Consider the following 22,839-nt stretch of genomic DNA (forward strand, 5'->3'; position numbering starts at 1 on the left):
TCGATCAGTTTGTCGTCTCGGCGTAAGGCCAGGTTGTACATGTTCCGCACGCACACGATCGGCGCGATCGTCCGCGTTTCGGCGTCCTATTCGGCCGTCGCGTTACTCACGCCGAGGTGGAGGATCAGCCCTCGCTGCTCAAGCTCGGGTGAGGGCCTCGAAGCGCTATGCGGGTGAACCTGGTTGCGGCGCTACGGCATCGCCGAGCCGGAGTTTGACCACGTCGAGCGCCTCGAGCTAAGTGCCTTCAGGTTCTCGTTGACTGCGCGGCGCAGCTGTTCGGCTCGTCGGTCGGGGGCAGCCGCCCTGCTGATCGCGCCAGCCTTGGTCATGGTGTGCAGCGATTCGGGGTAAGGGTGCAATGCTTCGCGGATCAACTGATTGGTGGCGCGCGGCTGTAGGCGTCGGGCGGCGGCATCGATGTAGGTGATTCCGAACGCCGCGACCCCACGCAGGGCGGCGAGCGCGCCGTTGCGATCGGCATGGGTCTAATGACCCCGGTCTGGCGAGTTGCATTGCGCCGTAGCCGAACCGGGTGAAAGTCAGGTCGCCCAGGGTCTAGCTTCCCCCCGCGGGAAGCGAAGTGGAGGGTGCGTTCATCCCTCTGCCTTCAACTCGAAACCGGTTGGCGTCTATCGGAGCCTTGCTTCAACATTGACGTGTAAGTTCCCAACAGGAAGTAGGCACTTCGAAGTGCCTAGTGCACCCGCGGGTGGGAGGAGCGACCGATCGCGACGATGACGGCAGCGAGAAGAGAGCTCAGCCCACGTCTGAATATGCTGTTCTACCTGCAGTTTCCTTCAGATTTCTTTCGACTTGCAACACCAGATAGTCAGCCTGCGACAGGATAGGGGAGCTTTCGGAGTAGCGCTGCTGTGCTCGGCTTAGCCAGCAGGACACGCGCCTCGGAGGTCGGTCTTGTGGGTCAGATTGCGAACGAAGGGGACGCCTTGAGTCAGTGCACCGAATCCCACAGTGAGAAGCAACCTTCCGTCGATCGCGTAGGGCTTACCGCGGACGAGTGTCAGATCCTGGGGAGAGCGAGGATCGCGAAATCGGCAGCCGGCGCCCTCGGCCGGGCCGACCTCATTGCCGAAGTCCCGAGGCTCGATCCTCCTCACTCCGGCTTTCTGTACAGGAGACTCAAGCTTCCTACCAGCGCGCCCCCTGCGAAGATCGCCGTGGCAGTTCAGGCCACACTTGCTCGCGCGGACGATGAGCGGGCGGCACATATCCTGCACGACTTCTTCCACGGATCGATCAGAGCGACCTTCGTGACCAGCACGCTGGCTGAGTCCCAACTCGCCGCGATCCTCAGCGCCGACCCCGACGAGCTGACAGACGCCCTCGGCTCGCTGAACCAGAGCTGGCGCGACGCCGGCCTGTTCGATATCGAGGTATTCGGATCGACACCGGCGGCACGAGTGGCGCTCTGGTCGTCGATGGTGGTGACCGGGCACGCCGGCGATGCAGCCGCGCTCGCCTGGCTGCTCGCCGACCCGCCTCCGTTCTGGAGCACAACGCAAACCGATGCCGCTCGACAGGTATGGCAATCGGTTCGAGAACGGTACCCATCGTTGCCGGAACGACCCACCCCGCTGGCGGTGCTCGTGGAGATGCTCTCCGAGCTCGGCGATTACGACTATCCCGACGATCCGAAGGCCCTCGACATCAGCAGCGAGGACATGGATGCCCTGCAGGGCGGCGATATATCCCGTGGAGCCACCGCGGCGGCGCCCGAGTCCACCGTGGCGGGTCTGACCGAACGTATGACGGCCGAAGCAGCCCAAGAACTTCGTACCGGAAAGAATCCGACACTGCTGGCCGAGTGGATTTCCCTAGGTGAGCGCGTAGAGCAGGAGCGGCAGACGATAGCCGCTGTCGTCCTGCCGGACCTGGCTACTGCGGTCGCGCACGGTGTCCCGTCCGAGACGACCGATATCGCCAGAATCATGGAGTTTTTCGTGAACCTGCGCGAGCTGCTGGCCGCCGCCACAGCCGTTACCGACCAGGCGCCCGCGGACCTGGGCACGGCGCGTGCGGCCCTGCAGCGAGCACAACACGCCGTCGCCGAGGCCAGCGCTGCCGCCGAACGGGTCGAGCGCGTGCGGCGCCTTATGGCATTGATGGCATTGGCCGGATACGAGTTCCTTGCCGCCGACATCGCGCAGGTCCAAACTCTGGCCGGTGAGGTCACCGTCGACAGCGATGCAGATACAGTCCGTGCTCTCCTCGCGTTGCTCGACCTCATCGGACTCGCCGGCCGAGACCCCGAGCGTGCCCACAAGCTCGACCAGGTGATCAGGGCCACGCTGCCTGCCGCGATTCCATTGCTTTCGTTCGCGAATGTCCCCGACGTATTCGTCCTAGGTGATACGACTGTGGCCGGGGCGAGCGCCGAGTCGCCCGACGCGTACACGCCAGTACCCGTCACCATCGCAGCCCCATACGACGACAACGGCGTGGACAAACGCGCTGCTGCGGCCGACGGCGGCGCCACCAGCGACGAGAACACCGCGGCGGCCGACCATGGACAGCGGGCCGAGCGACTTGAGGATTTTCTCGCCGAGTTGGAGTTCGTTGTCCCGCAATCGAGTTCGGCCCAGTACACGTCACAGGCCCGGACTGCTCCGCCATCCGGCCTCGACACGGCCGGCCCGCAGACATCGAATTCGACCTCGCTGTACACCGCGCTCCTTCGTTCCGGTGAGCTGGCGCTGGCGTACTGGCTCACGGTCGCGGAAAACGGCGGTACTTCGATCCGAGCCGCACACCGGCTCGCTGCGCTCGCCGCTGCGATAAAAAGCTCCACCGGATCGAATGCGGCCGAATTCGCCGCGACTATCGCCGACCTCGAACCCAGCGACCTCAAAGACCATCCCGGTCTGCAGATGCTCGTGTACGGGGCCTCGGTCCGCGCGGGCTTGTTGTCCCCGATCGCTGGCGCATCCGATCCGCTTCGTGCGTCCGCCACCAGCGTCGTGCGTTCCGGCGACGCCGTCGGCAAGCTGACAGAGCTGCTCCAAGCCGCCATCTACGCCGGGGTTTACCTGACTCCCCGCAACGCCAACGCAGTGATCGAAGCGTCTGAAGCCGCCTCGGAGTACGAAGCCTTCGCCCACGAGGCGGCCGCCAAGCTCCGCAACGCCCCCAATCGCACGATCAAATACGGCCCGGCGACAGAACTATGGCAAAGCTGGATGGCACCGGAAGACGGCTACCTTGGCGCGCCTCTGCGCGTTGTCGCATCCGCCACGCCGTCGCCGGAGGACCTGGGATTCGTCCGCACCCGCGTTGCCGAGCTACGCACACCTCGTAGTCTCGAGCAAGCCCTGGACCGGGCGGCAACACATACCCGAAGCCGCAAGCGGAACACGAAACCGATCGAGGCCCAGGCACGGCTCAAACTGCTCGACTGGGCCGGTGACGTCACCGAACTACTGGCCAGATGGGTCACCGCTACGGAAAACACGCTGTCCTTCGGCGGTGGGACGTGGATGACCGATCCGATAGCAGATTTGCAGAACAGCGTGGCCGCAGTCCGAAAACCAGCACTGGCCGAACTGGCAGAGCTGTGCGAGAGCGGAGATGAGGCCCGTGATGCCGCGACCGATGCCGGGCTCACACTGCTGAACAATGCGCTGGATCTGCTCATGGGCACCGAGGTGATCGACGGTCCGGAAACCTCTTCGGCCCGTACCCTCAACGGACTACTGACCCTGGCCCCGGCTGTCGAACTCCTTCCATCGATTGAGCCACGCCGTCCGCCCACGGCGACAGACATCCAGACCGCGTTCGACGCTCTGCGTAACGGGGAAAACGGCTGGATCGCGACATTCAACGCGCGCACCGAACGACACGACCAACTAGGTACCCAGCTCCTCATCGAAACCCTGCGGCCTCACAACCCGCGGCTTGCGCAACAGTTGTCGGCCGAGCGCGAAGCTGCGATCGACGCCTCCATCGCCGAGGTGGATCAGAACGCCGCCGCGCTCGCGGCTCGTATCGACACCGACCGGTTGTATGGTCGGTTGAACGCGGACGCATGGACCGACCTGACCACCCGCGCCCGCGCCTGTCAAACCCCGCACCGCGGCGCGCGCAGCGACTTCGATGTCGTGCTCGACCGTCTCAGCAAGATCGAGCTCGATCGGGCCGAGGCCGTGAAGTCCGCGATCACCACCGCCCGCATTGCGCTCGACACCGCCGGGATGCCCCTCGACGCCGCCGATCGGATCCAGCAGTGTATCGACAAAGGCGACCTCACCACTGCGGCGGAGTATGTGGTCACGATCCGCGACAACGGCCAGCTGCCCGCCCGGCACGACACCACCGATCACCTGTCCCTTTTTCTCAGGGCGTTCCCGGACAGATTCGCCGTCCCCTGTCCAGCGGTCGAGGCCGCCGGCCCTGTTCTCGCCCAGCTGCGCAGCGCACTCAATGCAGGCGCATCGACCGGCGACCTGGCTGCCGGGGAGCTCGCCGACACCCTGATCTCCGCCGGGATCGAGCTGAGTCAGGTCGGCCGCGGATCAACCGCCGCGGTCCGGATCGATCAATGGATACAGCTTGCGCAGGCCCGGTCGTTCGAGTCTCGGATCGGGAACGTGCGGTCGATTCTCGGGCAGGTCGGATTCCAATTCGACAAGGCGACCACCCCGCCTACGCGGCGCGGGCACTCCGGGCGCCGTGGTCGGTGGTTGGACTTGCACGGTGTGCAGCCTACATCTGGCAGTGCCCTGCTGCCGGCCTTCGGGTCGGCGATGAGTCCATCAGGCGACTCGTTGCGTCTGCTGGGGATCTGGCACGGTCCGACACCGGGTGAACTCGTGGAGACGCTGCGCGACGAGCCGAACGATCACTCGGTCATGGTGTTCTACTTCGGCACGCTCGATTCCGTCGCACGTCGCGAGCTGGCTGGTCTGTTCCGTAGCGACCGACGGCTACCGACGACAATCGTGATCGATGACGCCGCTTTCGCCTACCTGTCGTGCCAGCCCGAACCGAGTCGTGAGATCACCATGTCAGCCTTGTTGCCGTTCACCGTATCCTCGCCGTTCGCTCCGGACATCCCTGGCGCGAGCATCCGGCAGGAAATGTTCTACGGCCGAAACGAGGAACGCGCCAAAATCATCGACATGATGGGCCCCTGCATCGTCTACGGCGGCCGACAGCTCGGCAAGTCTGCATTACTGTTGCAGGCAGCTCGACAGTTCGATGACCAGAGTGACCGGATTGCGATCTACGAATCGATCTTCAAGATCGGCAGGGCGGTGTCGGTCGAGGCGGTGTGGACAACGCTCTGGCCGCTGCTGGCCAGGCGGGACATCGTGCCAGCCGATATTCCGGCCGGTGATGTTGCCGGTGCGCTCACCAAGCACATCACCGACTGGATTATTTCTCGTCCGGGACGGCAACTGCTGCTACTGCTGGACGAGTCCGACAAATTCCTCGACGGCGACGCCGAAGCGGTCAACGGACGATTCACACATGTGACCCATTTCAAGGAACTGATGGAGCGGACCGGGCGCGCAGTGAAAGTGGTGTTCGCCGGGCTGCACCAAACGGCACGATTCGATCGCCTCGCGAATCATCCGCTGGCGCACTTCGGTGAACCCGTTTGCGTCGGACCTCTGGCCCCCCAGGCCGCCTACGATCTGCTCACCGGTCCCTTGCGCGCGCTGGGATATCACTTCGATGACCCCGACCACGCCGCGCGGGTCCTCGCGCTCGCGAACAACCAGCCCGCCCTCATTCAGCTGTTCGCCGCGCACCTGCTACGCAATCTGCAGGCTGCGTCGATGCCTGAGGACGCGCCACCGCAGACCGTGCACGCCGACGATGTCGAACAGGTGTGGGCCGACGCGCATCTGCGCAGGTCATTCCGCAAGCGGTTCGATTGGACTCTAGACCTCGATCCCCGGTACAAAATCATCGCTTACAGCGTCGCGTTGCATGCACACGCCCGCGGCATCGACGCGACCATGACACCGAGCGAGCTACGCAACGAGTGCGAGACGTGGTGGCCGACCGGGTTTTCCGCCGAAGACGTTCGCGCCGGCGAATTTCGGGCGCTGCTGGATGAATGTGTGGACCTCGGAGTGCTGTCCTATGCGACCAACGGATACCGACTACGGACACCGAATGTACTCGATCTGCTGGGTGCCAGAGAGGAGGTCGAAGCGGTACTCGATCAGGCCGAGTCGATCGAACTGCCCGAAAGCTTCGACGGCAGCATGATGCGGCCAGAGTTCGGTGGCGGACCGACCCGAGGGCCGTTGACCTCACAGCAGATCGCTGATCTGCTCGCAACCCGAAGCCAGGTCCGCTATGTCATCGGCTCGCCTGCCCTGACCGTCGAACGCTGTCTGAGGGCGCTACAGGACGAGAACGACCGTGCGGTCTCGGGCCATCGCGGGGGCCACATACGAGAAGCAAACCCGGCTACCCTGGCCAAGCAGTGTCAGCAGGGAACGTTGATGGCCGCCGGGCGACATGTGATCGTGCTCGTCAACCTGAAGACCGCTTCCCGGGACGTCGCATGGGCGACATGGAAGCAGGCGCGAGAACTGATCGCGACCCACTCCGGTGGCACCCTCGGGATCGTGCTGGTGTCCGGACCAGCACAGGCACCGACATGGCCAGCCGCGGCACGCGAGGCCGACATCTCCTCAGGCTTGACCGAGCTGCGCCGATACGACCGGACCGACCTGCGGCTGTGGCTGACCGAAACGCCCTTGCCATTCCAGGACAACGCCGCTCGCGACGAATTGCTGGCGGTGACGGGCGGCTGGCCGATCCTGCTGAACAAGATCGCCGAGGATCTCACCGCGCATGGCTCGGGCCTGCGTTCGGACCCACTGCGCGAGATCCGGACTCGCCTAGAGGATTCCGAGCGCTGCCACGAGCTGGTCGAGACGTCCGGGGTACGCAGCGACGCCACGCTGAGCCAGGCCTGGGATTTCCTCGTGCAGACGTGCGCGCAGGACCGGGCCGATCTCGATACGCTCGCCGAATACCTCACCCTGCGCGGCGAAGACGATGACGAATCCAATGCGCTCACCCCCGCCGCGGTTGCCGCCGCCGGGTACGCAAGTACGGCCGACGTCATCGAGGTGCTGCGCGGGCTGGGTGTCCTCGTCGGCCTGGGCGAGGACGGACGGTTCAAGCTCGAACCCGTCATGGTCGGCGCGACCAAGCGTGCACGCCGATGAGTCGGACCGCACCGCAGCTGCTCGAAGCGATCGTTCTCGATGCGGCCTGTGCGGTTCTGAAGTCGCCGGCCTACGCCGGGCAGCAGATAGATCCTCGGGCGTTTGCCCAGGCCAACAGGGCCACGCTGCTGGAACTCGTGGCGAGGGCATCGACGTTGCGAGCAGAACTTGCGCAGACCTATCGCGACGAATTGGGCGAAACGCATCCACGGGTGGTGGCACTGCTGGGCGATAGTGCCACCGACAGTGCCACCGCAGCAGCAGCGCTGCGAGACCCGCGGGCGATCCGGGCACGACGTGGGCGGGCCAAGCCTTCCTCGAAGGCCGGAGCCGACGGCGAGCAGTCGGCGATTGCGGACGAACGCCGACCAGCCACGCAGGACCCGGCGACCGCACGTCGGCTGGAACGGTACGAACGACGCCTGACCGAGATCCGCACGGCCCGCGACCGAGCCAGAGCGCAGCGCGACTACGCCCGTGCAGAGACCGACGAATTGCGCCGCGATCTCGAAAGGGCCGAGGAGGACCGGGACGAGTCGCTGGCCGTCATCGACGGGCTGCGTGCCGAACTGGCTGCCGAACGCGACCGTGTGGCGGAACTGGCAACCGACGTGCTGGCAGCGGCAGCGGTACTGAAGGCAGCGATTCTCCCACCACTGACCACCCTTCCGCCGGTCGGGGACATCGACGTCGATCCCCGTGAACGTGAAGCGGCCGTCGATACTCCGCCGGCAGAGGCGGCACCGGCAGCCGACCCGATGGTTGCTGCGGCACTGACGTGTGCTGAGGTATCGCCGGACGTGCTGTTGTCAGTACTGAACGCCTTGCTCGAACCGCCCGAACCAGTGAACCGGGTGTCGGTCGGTGAGCCGCGCGAGATCGCGCTCACGCCGCTCGGCGGGGGGACCGACATCGGTGGCTCCTGCATGCTGGTGACCGCCGGCGACGTCCGGATTCTCATCGACGCCGGGATGCGGGTCAACAAGCGCATCGACCAAGCCGGGCCGGAAGATATAGATGTGGCCCTCGCCGGGCCACTCGCCGCGATCGTGATCACGCACGCCCACAACGACCACGCCGGGTACGTACCGGCACTGACCGCGATTTACCCGACAGTGCCGGTGATCTGCACCCCCGAGACCGCGGCGATCCTCCCGACGATGTGGAGCGATTCGGTGCGGGTATTCGACCGCTCCCGCGGCAACCATGTCGGCAGTGATGAACCGCTGGCCGAGCCGCCCTACGGGGACGCGCAGGTCCATGCAGCGCAGCGCCGCATCAAGGAGGTGCAATGCGGTCGGGTTGTCGAGATTGCTGCCGGTGTCACGGTCACGCTGTTCCCTGCCGGCCATATCCTCGGCGCGGCTGGCGTGGTGGTCTGCGCCGGCCCGAACCGGGTGACGGTGACCGGGGACGTGTCGGACCTGGCCCAGATCAGTGTTCCCGGTCTGGTCGTGCCCGATGCGGCACGCGGGTCCGATCTACTGGTCATCGAGTCGACCTACTGCGGGCAGCACAGTTCCAACCGCGAGGCCGAAGTGGAGAAGTTCGTCCGGATGGTGTCGGAGACTGTCGGCGACCCGGCGAACGGTGGACGGGTGCTCGTGCCAGCCTTCGCGCTCGGGAGAGCGCAGGAAGTGGCGTTGACTCTGCGCAACCGTCTGCCGGATGTGCCGGTTCTCATCGATGGAATGGCCAAAGACATCGCGAGGATCTACGAGGAACAGACCGCTCGAAGCGCGAGGCCGTTGAAGATCTACGGCGATCAGGTGTCGGCGGTGCAGCCGGGCGCGCGCGAGCAGCTATTGCGCACATTCCGGCGCGGGGTCATCGTCACTACGTCGGGCATGTTAACTGCCGGTCCCGCGGTCACCTGGGCACGCTCGATCCTCCCGGATCCGAACGCGGCATTGCTGCTCGCGGGCTATCAGGACGAGGAATCTCCGGGGTTCGAGCTGCTCGAGCTGGCCAAGGCCACCAGACGAGCCACCTTCGTACTCGACCGAGAGGAACTCGTGGTCAACGCGCGAGTAACGAAGTTCGGCCTGTCGGCGCACGCGGACAGACGCGGCCTGTCCTCCATCATCACCGAGGTCGGCGCCACCGAAGTAATGCTGGTCCACGGGGTGGCGTCCAAACAACGAGACTTCGCCGACAACCTGACCCGCCGTGGGTTCCGCGTTGCCTCCACCGACCGTTGGCAGCCCATCAGTTGACAACCTTCCCGCAGAAATCGCTGATCCACGCCACGCCTCGTACTGTCTGCGGGACGTGGGGCCCGCGATCGACGTGACCACTCGGCCGGCCACGCCATCGATCTCAGTCGACAAAGCCGGACAACCACCGATCTCTTCTGCCCGGCATGAAAGGCTCTCGGATGACCGAAGACCCATCCCTGATCGACCTCCTGCTGCCCGGGACCACGGATGCAGGGTTGGACGGCCTTGCTTACAGCACTTTCCTCGACAACGGGGTTGCTGTCCCGGTATCGGCGGTCGACCAGTTGCTGGTTGCGTTCAGTCGTCACCTGATCGACCAGATGCCCCGTACTGTGGCGGTCCTACAGCTACCGCGTGCCGACCACAGAATCGCGCTGACGCTCGCAATCTGTCTGCACCTACTGCGCCTACAGCAACCCTTGGTTGCCGGACCGGTTGTATTCGCCGCGCTCGACGTCGATTTGACCGAGCAACTGCGAAACCTCCGGTGGCGCAACTACCGCAATATGGCCCTGGACCGAAACAACCCGCTATCGGCCCAGCGGCTTACCCGTAGTGGATACCTCGTTCCGGTGGTCGGCGCCGCCCCCCGCTCGGCAGATAGTTCCCTCATCTATGTCAACACTCGAATCGGCAATCCCGTACTGCCGCAATGTAATCCACCACTGGTCATCATCGATGCGGCCTCGATCACCTCCGCGGACAGCCGAGCGAGGATGCTCACCTGGGCCTCACACCACTCAGCTGTGTCGACAGTTGTCTTCGGCGATATCGGCGACGAATCGCTGGTAAAAGCCGTCACCGCGACTGGCTCCACACCGCTGGTTCTCCCCGTGACCGATGCGGAGGTCAATGCGCTGGTCTATGAACTCAACAGGCAGAAGCCCGAACCCAGTCCACTGTCGAGTATGTGGATGCTGTGGCGTGAGAAGCAACCTCCGCTCAGCATCTACCGCGCCGGTGACACGGAGATCAACGCTGCGATCACGCATGCCTTCGCCTGTTTGGCGACCCGGCCCGACGGGCTCGTGCCCCAAGCACTCGATTACCCGACGAAGCTGCTTTATTCGGGTACCCGGCTGGCTGCGGCAGTGTACGACTATCGCAGGGCCTGTGCCATGGCGGTCCGCCCCGGGGAGGGCCCCGCGGCCCTGCTGCGTGTCCTCAACGGCCTGACGTTCACCGGCCCAGGACCATGGCACGCATGGGGCGTCGCGCGGTGGGGCGAGCTCAAGGTCGCTGTCGAAGCACTGTGGCGACATCTCGAGGAATCCACCCCGAAGCTCGACCTCCTCTGGGGGCTGCTCGCACGCGCCGAGCATGCCACCTGCGGTCGGATCCTGATCCGTTGCCACAGCAACGCCGGGGCCGTGGCCACGGCGCAATCGCTCAGCAGCGAGAACCGGACCAGCGCGCAGATCGCATTGTGGGCGCGTATCAGCGCAAGGGTCGAGATCGACACGTTCGCCAAGCGCTATCCACCCCGCCACGCCGGCGTTCAGATCCTTACCGGAAATCCCCCGGCACGGCATTTCTCACTGCTGTTCAGTGGTGAGGCCGACGAGAATTGGCTGCTTGCATACGATGTCGAAGACGCCATCCTGCGGCACCAACTACGTCGCTGGTACGATACGACCGATGCATGGCGGCGGAATACGTTCCGGGCGCTCGGGGCATCTGAGCCCGCATCCGTCGCTGGCCCACTAGTGGCCACCGAACTCCACAGCACACCGCCGGAACCACCAGAACTGCATCTACCTCAGCTATCGATACTAGATGTACTCGACAGCGCCAACAGGTCGATCGACCTATCATCAATCCTCGGCACGGCATCCAACGATTGGTTCGGCCCCGAAACCACCAGTTGTGTGCCGATACTGCTCGATAACGGCCGGACCTGGTGGGTGCGTACCGAGAACGACCACGACGGCGACCTGGCCACGCCGATACTCGTGGTCACCGGCAACCACCGCTATCTACCCCTGCGAGACATTCGACCGGGTGATGTAGTTGTCGTTCCGGCCGGTGACGGCGCCGATTCGGTGCATGCCCGCCTGGTAACCCTCAGTCACACCAACGATGATGTCGCTGCGCTCGATGCAATACTCGGACAGTTCCGCAGGGCCGCCCGCACAGTGCTGCAGACGCATACCACGCTGCAGGCCGCGATAGCGGCGGTACGCGATGCCGGCGCGCAGGCCCCCGGCGAGCTGAAAATGTGGGCCAGCGGCCACACCATCGCCCCCCGAGTACCCCAGGATATCGCTGCCGTCTTTCAAGCCGCACAGCAAACGTCTCCTGATCTGTGGCTTCTACACAGTGTGGCCGGACGGCTCCGTACCCTGCACCGATCACTCGGCCATTTCGTGAAAGCACTGGCCTCGGGCCACGCCGGGGACGCCGTGAAAAAGCTCCGGAGCCTCATCGGCGACGGAGCCGATGAACTATTGGACGAGTTTCTCGTCGCCACGGTCATCAGCGTGGGCACGCCCACCGACGTACCGGCCAGCTTCTCGGGGCGGATCCAGTGAACCAACGCTGACCGGCCGCGGCCGAAGCGTAGTCTTTGTGCCGAACACCTTGGCGCACAACAGAAGACATCATTTCTCGGACCTCGAGAGGTTGGGTCACCGACCAGAGACGTCGGTTCGAATGCAACCGCACACTGTTCAAGGACGACATGACCGCAGTCACCCCGCACACCACCGGTACCCGGACACCGCCCGTCGACGTCGGCCGCAGTCGGCAGAATCGGGCCGAGGAGACCCTGGTCCGTTACATCCTCGCGGAACTGGTCGATGCGCTGACCGACCGGTCCGGTGGCGAGCACCCTTTCCCCTGGGCTCCTGAGCACAGAGTCCGCATCGGAGTGCTGGGCGCCACGATCGCATCTACGGCCGCGTCCGGTACCAGCGAAGGCGGCGAAACCACGCCTCCGACCACGACACCTCCGGTTGAAAACCGCGGAGTCATCGGTGTGGATTTCGTGGTGAAAGGAGCTCCGGCCACCGTCGATTTTACCCTTGAGGTCGGCTACGCCATCTACCAGCCGCTCTTGCCGGCCTTCACCGACGTGTCGGCAGAAGCCGGGCGGCTGACCGCTTCGGCCTCCGACAACTCCCGACGCCGCCCAACAGTCACGCTCAACCCGACCTGGTATCGCGATCAACGCCACGTGAGCCTGTCGATGTCAATCCCCATCATCGGGGACGAGTACATGCTCATCAGCAGCGAGCTGCCGGGAGGCTGCCCGTTGGCAGCAGACGCGCAGAACGCGGTGCGGGACCACTACGCCGGCGCTACCGCGCTCTGGAAGCTGACGAACAACCAAACACTGCCGGTGGCCGCAGTCTCGGGCACCGAGGCGGCCTACCGCCAGACAGTCGACTCGCGCCGTGATCGGCGGTGGGCGCCAATCGCTCCGATACCCCGTGTGACCGTCTCGACGCTGCCCACCGTGGACGGGGATACGGCTGTATCAGTATCGATCACCAACGCGTTGGTGATCGAAGCACGCGGCCTACAGGATGTGGCCATCTACGACACGACTCTCTCGGTCACCATCGATACCCCTGAGCTGCTACCCCGCCGACTCGGGTTTGCCGACGACGACTGCCGTTATGCCTCCGCCGCAACAGTGGTCGGCCGGGGGCGTGGGTGCGTCGCCCGTCCAGGAGACAGACCGAATATGGTGATCGCCGACACTCTTCCGATCCACACCCAGCACCACACCAGTTCCAGCGAGCCGACAGACATCTCGTTCGGTAATCTCGCCGGCAAATGGACTGCCGCGTTGAATTCGCTGAGTGCAGAGATGCGCGGCTTCCACCGTGGTTGGGACTTCAGCGCAGCGCAGACCACCGATGAGCGGCGACAGATTCAAGCCCTCCGAGATCACTTCGAGTCCGAGGTCCAGCGTTTCGAGCTCGGATTGGATCTGCTGCGGACCGATCCGCACCTTGCCCGCGCCTTCGAGCTCGCCAATTACTCCTTCGCTGCAGCCCGCGGGGCGACCGCACGATGGCGACTCTTCCAGCTGGTCTTCATCGTGTCCGAGCTAGCCGCCCTGGCCGGCCGAGAAAACCCTGCCGACCCGCGCCTGCGCGAGGAGCTCGATACCGTTGACGTGCTGTGGTTTCCCACCGGTGGCGGCAAAACCGAGGCATATCTCGGACTGATCGTCGTTGCCCTCTTCTATGACCGCTTTCGCGGCAAAGAACGAGGAACCAGCGCATGGCTGCTGTTCCCGTTGCGAATGCTGTCCGTGCAGCAACTTTCGCGGGTCAACGCGATACTGCATCACGCGGAGATCGTGCGTAAGGCGCACAACCTTCCCGGCGACTCCTTCACGCTCGGTTACTTCGTCGGTGCGGGCAATACCCCGAATCGTTTGGCCTACCCCGACACCCACGGTTGGTGGCCGGGCCTGGCGAACTTCGCCAGACAATCGCAGTCAGAGCGCGACAAGAGACGACTCGTCGGTGCGTGTCCCGCCTGCGGTGACGACAACAGCGTCGGCCTGGAATGCGATCTCACCGATCAGCGCTTACGCCATGTATGCCGCGCCTGCGACCATGAGCTGGCGATCCATGCCAGCGACGACGAGACCACCCGCTACCAGTCCTCGGTCGTCGTATCGACCCTCGACAAGGTCTGCGCCTTCGCTCGCAACGGCCAATTGACCGCCATCAACCACGGCCCTTCCGCGCGATGCCCACAACACGGCTGGTACACACACCAGGGATGCATCGCCAAGGACTGCTCGACCGCACCGTCGACGCACACGCCGCCCACTGGGTTCAAGGACCCGACACCGGCACTGTGGGTCCAAGACGAGCTGCATCTCATTCGAGAAGAACTCGGAGTATTCGCCGCGCACTACCACACTTTGCTGGCCGAACTCGCGCGCGGTGCACACAGTGAACCCTCCAAAGTGATCGCCGCTACCGCCACCATCGAGCAGTTCGAGGACCAGCTTTCCCAGGTCTACGGCCGCCGGCCGCGCATGTTCCCCACCGGCGGGGGCACTCTGGACCGATCCTTCTACACGACGGTCACCGACGACGTTCGCCGTCTCTATCTCGGCGTCTTGCCCTCGGGCGGTGGCACCGTCAAAGTGGACCTCACCGGCGCGGTCACCGCCCACATCGTCGAACACATCCACCACCTCACCGACGACCCTGCCCCGCTGCTCGCCGCGATGACCGACGCCGGATTAACGTTCACCACGGCCGAAGCAAGGTCGATGCTGTTCGCATACGAGCTCGCACTCGCCTACGTAAACTCCAAAGCACACGGGGTCAACATCGTCGACGATCTCAATCGTCTATCGGAAGACTTCATCAACGCCGGTACCGACCGGGTGCGATCGGAATACCTCACCGGCGAGTCGTCATTGGGCGAGCTCGCCGCGATCATCGCCGAGATCGAGGCATCTGATCCCGCCATGAGTCGGGCAGAACGCATTCGTGGCATCGTGGGCACCTCAGTCGTGTCCCACGGCGTGGATCTCGACCGGCTGAACTTCGAGATCCTCGCCGGAATGCCGCCCACCTACGCCCACTACATCCAGGCAACCGCACGAGCCGGCCGACGGCACGTAGGGCTCGTCATCGACATCTTCGACCGGAACAACCGACGTGAGACATCGATGTACCAGAGCTTCCTTACCACCCACGCAGCCCTGGAACGCATGGTCGAACCGGTTCCGGTCAACCGATTCGCGAGCAGAGCCATCGAGCGAACCCTGCCCGGCATCGTCTGCGCTCTGTTATGGGACGAGACCCGGCACTCGACCTGGGGGACGACGCAGAACATCGGCAAGACCAAACGGTTTCATGAATGGTGGAACGCCAGAGCTGCAGACCTCCTACCCCACATTTCCGAACGTATTGCACGGGCCTATCGCTGCCCGGTTCCGGGCGTCGTCATGCATGCCGACGAACAACGGCTCGTAGACGACGCCCAGCGCCGCTGGCAGGAGATCGAACTTCCCCGTGTCCAACAGTGGCAGTCCGACTGGCTCACCGAGCTGTTCACCGGCCCCGCAATGACCAGCCTCCGCGATGTGGAACCGCCCGCCGAATTCCGCGGCGGCAATCAGGCCCAACAGGTCATTTCCCGACTACGCCCCTGAGGAGGGTCCACCGTTGAAGCGCTCGACCACTCAGGTTCTATACCGCTACCTCCCCGGTGCAATTTTCGCCCACGACGACGGCTTCTACGCGCGTGTCCAACGCATCGACGGCCGCCGCGTCAGCGGTGAAATCAACCAGACAGTGCTGCTGGACGAGCTGGCGAACGAAATCAACCGCTGGCATCGCGACCAGATAGGTCTACCGAACCCCCGGACCAACCGCGACGAGTTCGTGTTCATCAGGCCCGAGGAGGTGGTCTGGGACGTCTTCCCACTCACCTTCGAGTGCGTGAACTCCACCTGCGGTCGTGTTCGGCGCTGGTGGCACCAGGACCAACTCGTTACCGACACCAAACAGACCGGGCGGCTCCGCTGTCAGCACTGCTCCTCGAAGATGCGACAGCTCCGATACCTTACTGCCCACAACTGCGGAGCCATGGAGCCCCTCTACACACCGAGCTGCTCGGCCTGCGACAGCGCAGCGAATTTGTACCTCGAGGATCTCGGGTCATTCCGGGCATCGTCGTGGCGATGCCGCACCTGCGGCAGCGCACGAAGCACCCGCTTCACCCCCTGCGACTGCGGCCGATACTCCGACGGAAACACGCCCTACCGTCAGGGCTACACCGCGCGCGATCAGCGCGTCTGGTATCCCCACGGCCTCACCATCCTCAACATCTCCTCGAATCAGACCTACGACAACCTTCAGCGCAACAACGACCGCGGCGTTGTCGCGCTGGCCTCCTGGCTTGGAGACGAAGAGAGCCTGGCCGCGTCGCTCACCGAGCTGAACCAACCCGCCGCCGGCCCACGCATGACGGCCGAGAAGTGGGCCGAGACTGAAGCCACCCTACGGAAAAGTGGCATCGACGCGCTCACCATCGATACCGTCCGACAGCGGCAGGCACCAGCCGCGCTCGGACCGCCCGCGATCATGGCCGGCGTCGACACCGACGTAATAACGATGGCCGCTGAAAGGCCGATGGTCGAACGCGCGGGGCTGTTCGACCGCAATGTCATCACCGACCGCCGCAGCTTCGCCGAAGTCGTGGCGAGCTCCTCCGGAGCGGCGGCGCGTGCGACCACGTCCGCTGTTTCCAAGGCCATCGCCGGGCTCGGCATCGACGACATCTCCGTCACACAGAGGTTCCCGATCGTGACAGCCAGCTATGGATACAGCCGAGCACGCCGAGAGCCTGGTCAGGCACATCTACGGACCTACGCCGTGACCCATCGGTACAACAACAAGACGCCGATCTTCGCTGTCCCAGCGAACACAGAAGCATTGCTGATCACATTCGACGCCCAGGCGATCCTCGGTTTCCTGCAGCACGCTGGCCTGTGGGCAGGCACTACACCGGCCACGCTGCGAGATGCGAAGCTGAAAATTGCCGAGATCCTGGCCGATCGTGATGATGCGAACGGCAGCGCCCGCGTTGTCCGCCGCCTCGTGCACTCCGCCTCGCACGCCCTTCTCCGCGCGCTGGATGACGGCCAAGCCGGCTTCGGCGAATCGAGCCTCGCCGAGTGGATCGTACCCAATGCACTGACCTCGGCCATCTACGTGGTGTCGTATGCCGACTTCACCCTCGGAGCATTCGACACCGTGCAACGCCGCCGAATCGGACCATGGCTCGAGCGAGCCGTGGATACGATCGACCACTGCGACAACGATCCGTTGTGCTCGCAGACCTCGACCTTACGACCCCATGCTGCCTGCGATCGTTGCCTGTATATGTCGTACGGATGCAGAGTGTGGAACGCCGATCTCGATCGCAAGCTACTACGCCGCTTCTGGTTGTGGACGAGACAGCGAGCTGCGACACGATGACCGGGATCGTCGACCTTGTTCCCCTCGCCGAACTGCTGGCCAGTATGGTGGGCACTCGCGCAGGTGCCGCTCATCTCGCAGCGCGGATACTCACCAGCGGAGCACAGGCTCTTCCGAGAGACACCGGCGACATCGGCTACACCGTGCGCCAAGAACTGGTCCGCACCGCAGTGGTCGCCGACGATGGCTGCCCAGTGCCGCACCGGGCTGCCGAGCTGGTGATCGTCTGCGAGGTGCTGGCGGCCAGTACGCTGCCCGACTCCAAGCCACCCAATGAGCAGCGGCTGGTACTTTCCGCGCCAGGGGAAGCCGTGTCGATAGGCGATGCCGAACATCTCGACAGTCTGGTACTCGACGTGATCCGCCGTGCGACCAGCACACTGCACATGGGGGGCGCCTTCTGGAACCACGCCGGCTTCGAGCGCCTCGATGAGGTGCTACTGCCGGCGCTGAAGGTCCGCGCCATCGCCACGGTCATCTACGCGAACAACCCTGCAGAGGAGCATCACCACGCAACGCTGTGCCGCCACCTCAATCGGCTCGCCCATACCGGCCCGGTTACCGTGCGCTGGTTCACCGGCCCCGCCCCTGCCATGCTGCACGCCAAATTCGTGATCGCCGACCGCCGCATCGGCTATCTCGGCACCGCGAATCTCACCTCATGGGGACTCCGCGGCCACATCGAGGCAGGCGTCGAGTTGACCACAGGCCAATCGGAGCGGTTCGTCCAGTTCCTCGGCGACCTCGAAGCGGCCGACCATTTCACGGCAACGCCACCCGCGCGAAAGATCACCCGGACAACAGATGACATCCGGCAGAGTAAAAACGGATGATGGCTACCCCTGATGCGCGGCGAAGCGTGCTCCGCCACCTTGACGTGGCCGACGTTAACACCAGGGCCCGCGCCGAAGCCCGATCCCGGCAGAACGTACTACCACCCCTGACCACTTACCGGTGGTGGGCACGGCGCACCGAGGCCGTGACTGGAGCACTCATAGACGCCGCCAACGTCGACCAACCAGGCCGACTCGTCGTTGCAGATCCGTTCACCGGCGGTGGCGTCATCGCCTTGGCCGCGCTGCTGCGCGGTCACCGCGTCTATGCCCAAGACATCAACCTGTGGGCCGCCCAAAACCTCACCACGATGCTTTCGCTCCCACAGGCGGAGCGACTCGAACCTGCGGCCCATCGACTCCACACCGCAGTGGCGCCCCTACTCGAAACCGCATACTCCACGTCGTTCGAGGACGGCACACCAGCGACAGTGGCGCACACCCTCAGGGTCGCAGTGGTCGCCTGCCCGAAGTGCTGCGATCCCGTACGGCTCTTTCCCTCAGCAATTGTCAGTCTCACCGAACGGGTCGACCAGGGCGGAAGAGCGGGCTGGCTCGCATGCCCGTCCGGTCACCTCCAGTTCGGCGCCGCAGATCGGCGAACCCAGTGTCGAACCTGCAAACGGACCATCCAACCGGATGCCCGCTACACCCAAGGCCGGAAGTTCCGCTGCCAATGCGGCTACTCTGGCCGAATCTGGGAGGCTGGACAAATACGCTGGGTGCCGATTCTTGTCGAGCGCACCGCTCCCGGCTGTCGCGAATTCGGACCTCCGAGCGACCACGAACTCATGCTCGCCGCAGACACGTCGTGGCCCCACCAACCCTGCCTCCCCGAGATCCTGCAGGGCACTGAAACCAACGTGCTCCGTCGCTACGGCATGACACATTGGCACCAAGTCATGCCACGCCGACAGCATGCGGTAATCAACGCACTCGTCGACACGGTCGAAGCCGCCGCCTCAGGAGACAAAGCTATCGCGTCCACGCTCCATGCGGCAGTACTCGGTTCGGTCGAAATGGCCGGTTACCTGTCCCGATGGGACGCCCGCTATCTCAAGGCCTACGAGGCAATGGCCAATCATCGCTACAACGTCACAACCCTTTCCGCCGAACCGAATGTATGGGGTGCTCCACAGTCGGGTCGAGGCACCGTCGGGCGCCGATTGGCCCATCTCGCAAAAGCAGGCAACTGGTATGCCGAACGCCTCGGGCGTACTCCCTCGGTGGCCGGGCCGCTACCCGCTCAACAGCGGCGTTCACGTGGGTCCCGCACCGTTGATGTCCGAGTCGTCGTCGGGTCGAGTACAAGGCTCCTCGCCCCGAGCAACTCATTCGACCTGGTGTGCACAGATCCGCCATACCACGACGACGTGAAGTACGGAGAACTGTCTGAAATCTTCCGCGCGTGGGCCGGCTTGGACACCTCACGTGTCGATGGCGAGGCAGTCGTATCCACAGATGCCGTTGACACAGACGCCTACGAAGCCACCCTCACCGAAGCCTTCCTCGAAATGCGAAGGGCCTTGAAGCCGGACGGCCACCTCGTTCTTTCCTACGCCAATCGCGACCCAGCAGCATGGGTGGCGCTATTCAGCGCACTCCAGGCTGCAGGGTTCACAGCGATCGGCTTCCAAGTAGTCCACGCCGAGAACGATGTCGACCACGCAAAGGTGCACCGTCGCGCCTGCAATCTCGACCTGATACTCGACCTCGTGATCGCCACCGATCGCCCTATAGAACAGTTCACCCCCATCGATTCGCAGAGACGAGCAGAGGAGGATGACTTCTGCCGCGCGATGGGGATGATCGCTTTGCAGATCGGTAGACTTAAAGGGCCATGGCGCGAGAGGCTACAGCACGTCGTTGCCAAAGACCCGTTTGTGACAAGAGGCAAGTCCACGATGTAGACGAGTCGGACGGACGCTGCATGTGCTGACTCCGACCTCAAGTCAGGCACTCGACAGCGGTGACGCCATCATTCGAATCATGGATTCCGACAATCGACTCGGCATGCTACAGCGGACACGTCGCGAACTGACGCGTCCGGACGAGTTCGGGATGCCCGCCGACGGCAGCGCCGAGTGTCCGGGGTTCGCGGCAGAGAGGTCGCATATCTGGCTGGGGTGAGATGCCGGTTACACACTCCTCGAAGCCCGAGCACGAGAGGAGAAGACAACGTCACCTCTGCCGTCCGCAGATCGGTCTGCGCATGCATCGCTATCACCGAGCCCGTCTGAGCATCCTGTAATGCCGATGAGCGCAAGATTTGAAGCTCTCCTTCGAAGCTGTTCTGGCGGTGTGGATTCGATCACTTCGCACCGAGCAAGGTCGCTAAACCGGCCCTCGGCTCACGAGACCGGCCTAGCGTCTGGACATGAGCTGGTCTTCATCAATCTCCTCGCCCGACGGCTCGTACTACACGCTGCCGAACGGTTGGAATTTCGCCGACGAACGCCTTGCTCTGCTCGGTGCGGCATACGACTCAGCAAGTATCGCGCTCGCGCGACGGCTGGGTGCGCGTGCGGGATGGCGGTGCCTGGAAGCCGGAGCAGGCGGCGGATCCTTCGCACGGTGGCTGTGTAGTGCCGTGTTGCCCGGTGGGCGAGTGCTCGCCGTCGATGCCGATCCCCGCCACCTCAGCGACCTACCCGACCGCGGTGGCGAAGTCGCCCAGCTCGACCTTGTCGTCGACGACATCCCTGAAGGGGTATTCGATTTCGTCCACACCCGATTCGTCCTGCTGCATATTGCCGATCGGGACCTCGTTGTGCAGCGATTGGCGCGAGCGCTGGCACCGGGCGGCGTGCTCGTGTCCGAAGAGGGCGATGGGCTCGGTGTACTCGATGAAATGCCGGGTGCATTCGGCGAAGTCTGGCGCGCCTTCGCGCGCTCGACCGAAAACGCGGGTGCGAGTCAATCCTGGGCCCGGAACCTGCCGACGCAGTTGGAGGCACTTGGGCTCGTAGATGTTCATGCCGAAGCGGATATCCCGATGTTTCGCGGAGGCTCGCCGACGGCGCGCATGTGGAACATGACCTGGGCACAGGCGCACGACACTCTGGTCGGACTCGGTGTCCGGCCCGAGGTGATTGCCGCTGCGCAGGCCGAACTGGAAGACGAACAGCGGTGGCTCTACGCTCCGCCCACGGTCCGTGCTTGGGCCCGCCGAGTCGACATACCCGGGTTGTGAGCGGGTCATCCGCTCGTGCCGCGACCCGCGCGGTCCGGAGCGGCCAGTGCGGGCCTGCGGAAGATCAACGGGCAGAGATCATCTCGAGGCCGACGACTCACTGACATGCCGATGACGAGTTTGGGACTCGCGACAGGTTTGACAGGCTCTGGCCCTCCGGACACACTCGAACACCTCGGCGCACAGCGGGCGGCCGTTCGGGGAGGGTCTTCACTCATGGGTATTCGTCATGGTCGCTCGGTGTCCGCATCGCTCGCCCTGCTCCTGGTGGTCGGCGTGGCCGGTTGTTCGCAGGGCGCCATGGTGCAGTACAAAGCGGGATTCTCCGAGCTACCCGCGCGCTGCTCCGAAACGTTGCAACCCGCCGAACAGGAAATCAAGGCGTTCGCAGGCGAGGCGTACAGTTCCGTCGCAGAATCGCAGGACACCAACCGTCGAGTCACGGACACCAGTCAGCATCTGACCTGTGCGATGAAGTTCGGTGGCTCGGTTCTGCGTGAACCCACAAAGGTGCACCGGACGCCGATGTGGCGAAACGTTTCGATCTCATACTTCCTGTCCCTGTATCCCATCAGTGCAAACGAGACCCCAAAGAACTTGGTGGACTACGTCCCCGGATCGACTCTCCCCAACCCCCCGCGAACTACACCCGTCGCCGGCATCGGCGAGAACGCGATCACCTGGGTCAAGGAGAATAGGGGCGATCCGCCGCGGGTCAGCGTGAAATTCGCCATCAACAATCTGATCGTGACTGTCGAGACGTGGGGCAAGGACTGGTCCGGACGCCCCGAGACATTCCCCGTCATCGACTCGCCGGAACTGCGAGCAGATTTGCACAACGGTACTCGAGCGATCGCGAAAGCTCTTGCCCGACAAGCTCCGTCAGCACTCCCGACAGCAATTCTCACCCAGCCCTCATTGACCAGCAGCACCAGTACACCCACGACCACACCCACGAAGGCTTCCGGTGGGGTGTGGGATCCCTGTGAGATCCCGGAGGACATCCTGACCGTCGCAGGACTCGATGTGAGGTCGCAATTCCGCGGCGATAAACAGGCCGGCAGTGCGATGTGCATGTGGGGCGGCGGATGGTATCGACTCCGGGTGTTCCACCAGGATGCACCGTTCGAATGGTCGGTCTATCAGAGCTCCAACTATGTGCGTCCAAAGCCGGTGACCATCGGCGATCGCCACGCGGTACAGGTGAACTGGGCCGATTCCGACAGCTGGTGCGTCCTGGCGTTCGAGGTGTCCCAAGAAGCGAATCTTCCTGATGCAGGCGGCCAAACGCTCACCTTCGAGGCCTCGTTGACCGAGGATCGATCCCAAACCGAGCTGTGCGACGAGCTGATCCGGGTGACGACCGCGGTGGCGGGAGCCATGCCGCCGACCACGTGACCGACCTCCGGGCGA

Annotated in this window: 9 protein-coding genes; all 9 read left to right on the forward strand. The window is 64.2% G+C overall.

What is annotated here, in order from left to right:
- The first annotated feature begins 875 nt into the window (after positions 1-875).
- The 9 genes from ACQHI0_RS19155 (at position 876) to ACQHI0_RS19195 (ending at position 22,824) form a co-directional block, all read left to right on the forward strand.
- Positions 876-7,214 (forward strand): hypothetical protein, encoded by a 6,339-nt coding sequence (locus tag ACQHI0_RS19155; protein WP_427903233.1) that lies wholly within the window; start codon positions 876-878, stop codon positions 7,212-7,214.
- Positions 7,211-9,430 (forward strand): MBL fold metallo-hydrolase, encoded by a 2,220-nt coding sequence (locus ACQHI0_RS19160; RefSeq protein WP_427903234.1) that lies wholly within the window; start codon positions 7,211-7,213, stop codon positions 9,428-9,430. The genes ACQHI0_RS19155 and ACQHI0_RS19160 overlap by 4 nt, the downstream gene beginning before the upstream one ends.
- Before the next feature lie 161 nt (positions 9,431-9,591).
- Positions 9,592-11,964: a hypothetical protein gene (locus ACQHI0_RS19165; RefSeq protein WP_427903235.1), complete on the forward strand. Its 2,373-nt coding sequence runs from the start codon at positions 9,592-9,594 to the stop codon at positions 11,962-11,964.
- Between the two features lie 446 nt (positions 11,965-12,410).
- A complete protein-coding gene (locus ACQHI0_RS19170) occupies positions 12,411-15,569 on the forward strand; it encodes a DEAD/DEAH box helicase family protein (RefSeq protein ID WP_427903236.1) in 3,159 nt (1,052 codons plus the stop codon).
- 13 nt (positions 15,570-15,582) lie between these two features.
- Entirely contained in the window at positions 15,583-17,400 is a 1,818-nt protein-coding gene (locus ACQHI0_RS19175; protein WP_427903237.1) for a hypothetical protein, read from the forward strand.
- The gene (locus tag ACQHI0_RS19180) at positions 17,397-18,233 is read left to right on the forward strand and encodes a phospholipase D-like domain-containing protein (protein WP_427903238.1); all 837 of its coding nucleotides are present in this window, start codon (positions 17,397-17,399) and stop codon (positions 18,231-18,233) included. The genes ACQHI0_RS19175 and ACQHI0_RS19180 overlap by 4 nt, the downstream gene beginning before the upstream one ends.
- 146 nt (positions 18,234-18,379) lie before the next feature.
- Positions 18,380-20,143, forward strand: a complete 1,764-nt coding sequence (locus ACQHI0_RS19185) for a hypothetical protein (RefSeq protein ID WP_427903239.1) — start codon at positions 18,380-18,382, stop codon at positions 20,141-20,143.
- 467 nt (positions 20,144-20,610) lie between these two features.
- Positions 20,611-21,426 (forward strand): class I SAM-dependent methyltransferase, encoded by an 816-nt coding sequence (locus tag ACQHI0_RS19190; RefSeq protein ID WP_427903240.1) that lies wholly within the window; start codon positions 20,611-20,613, stop codon positions 21,424-21,426.
- A 216-nt stretch (positions 21,427-21,642) separates the two neighbouring features.
- The gene (locus ACQHI0_RS19195) at positions 21,643-22,824 is read left to right on the forward strand and encodes a DUF3558 family protein (RefSeq protein WP_427903241.1); all 1,182 of its coding nucleotides are present in this window, start codon (positions 21,643-21,645) and stop codon (positions 22,822-22,824) included.
- Positions 22,825-22,839: the final 15 nt, after the last annotated feature.

The sequence above is a fragment of the Nocardia sp. FBN12 genome, from assembly GCF_050320175.1.
Classification (GTDB): Bacteria; Actinomycetota; Actinomycetes; order Mycobacteriales; family Mycobacteriaceae; genus Nocardia.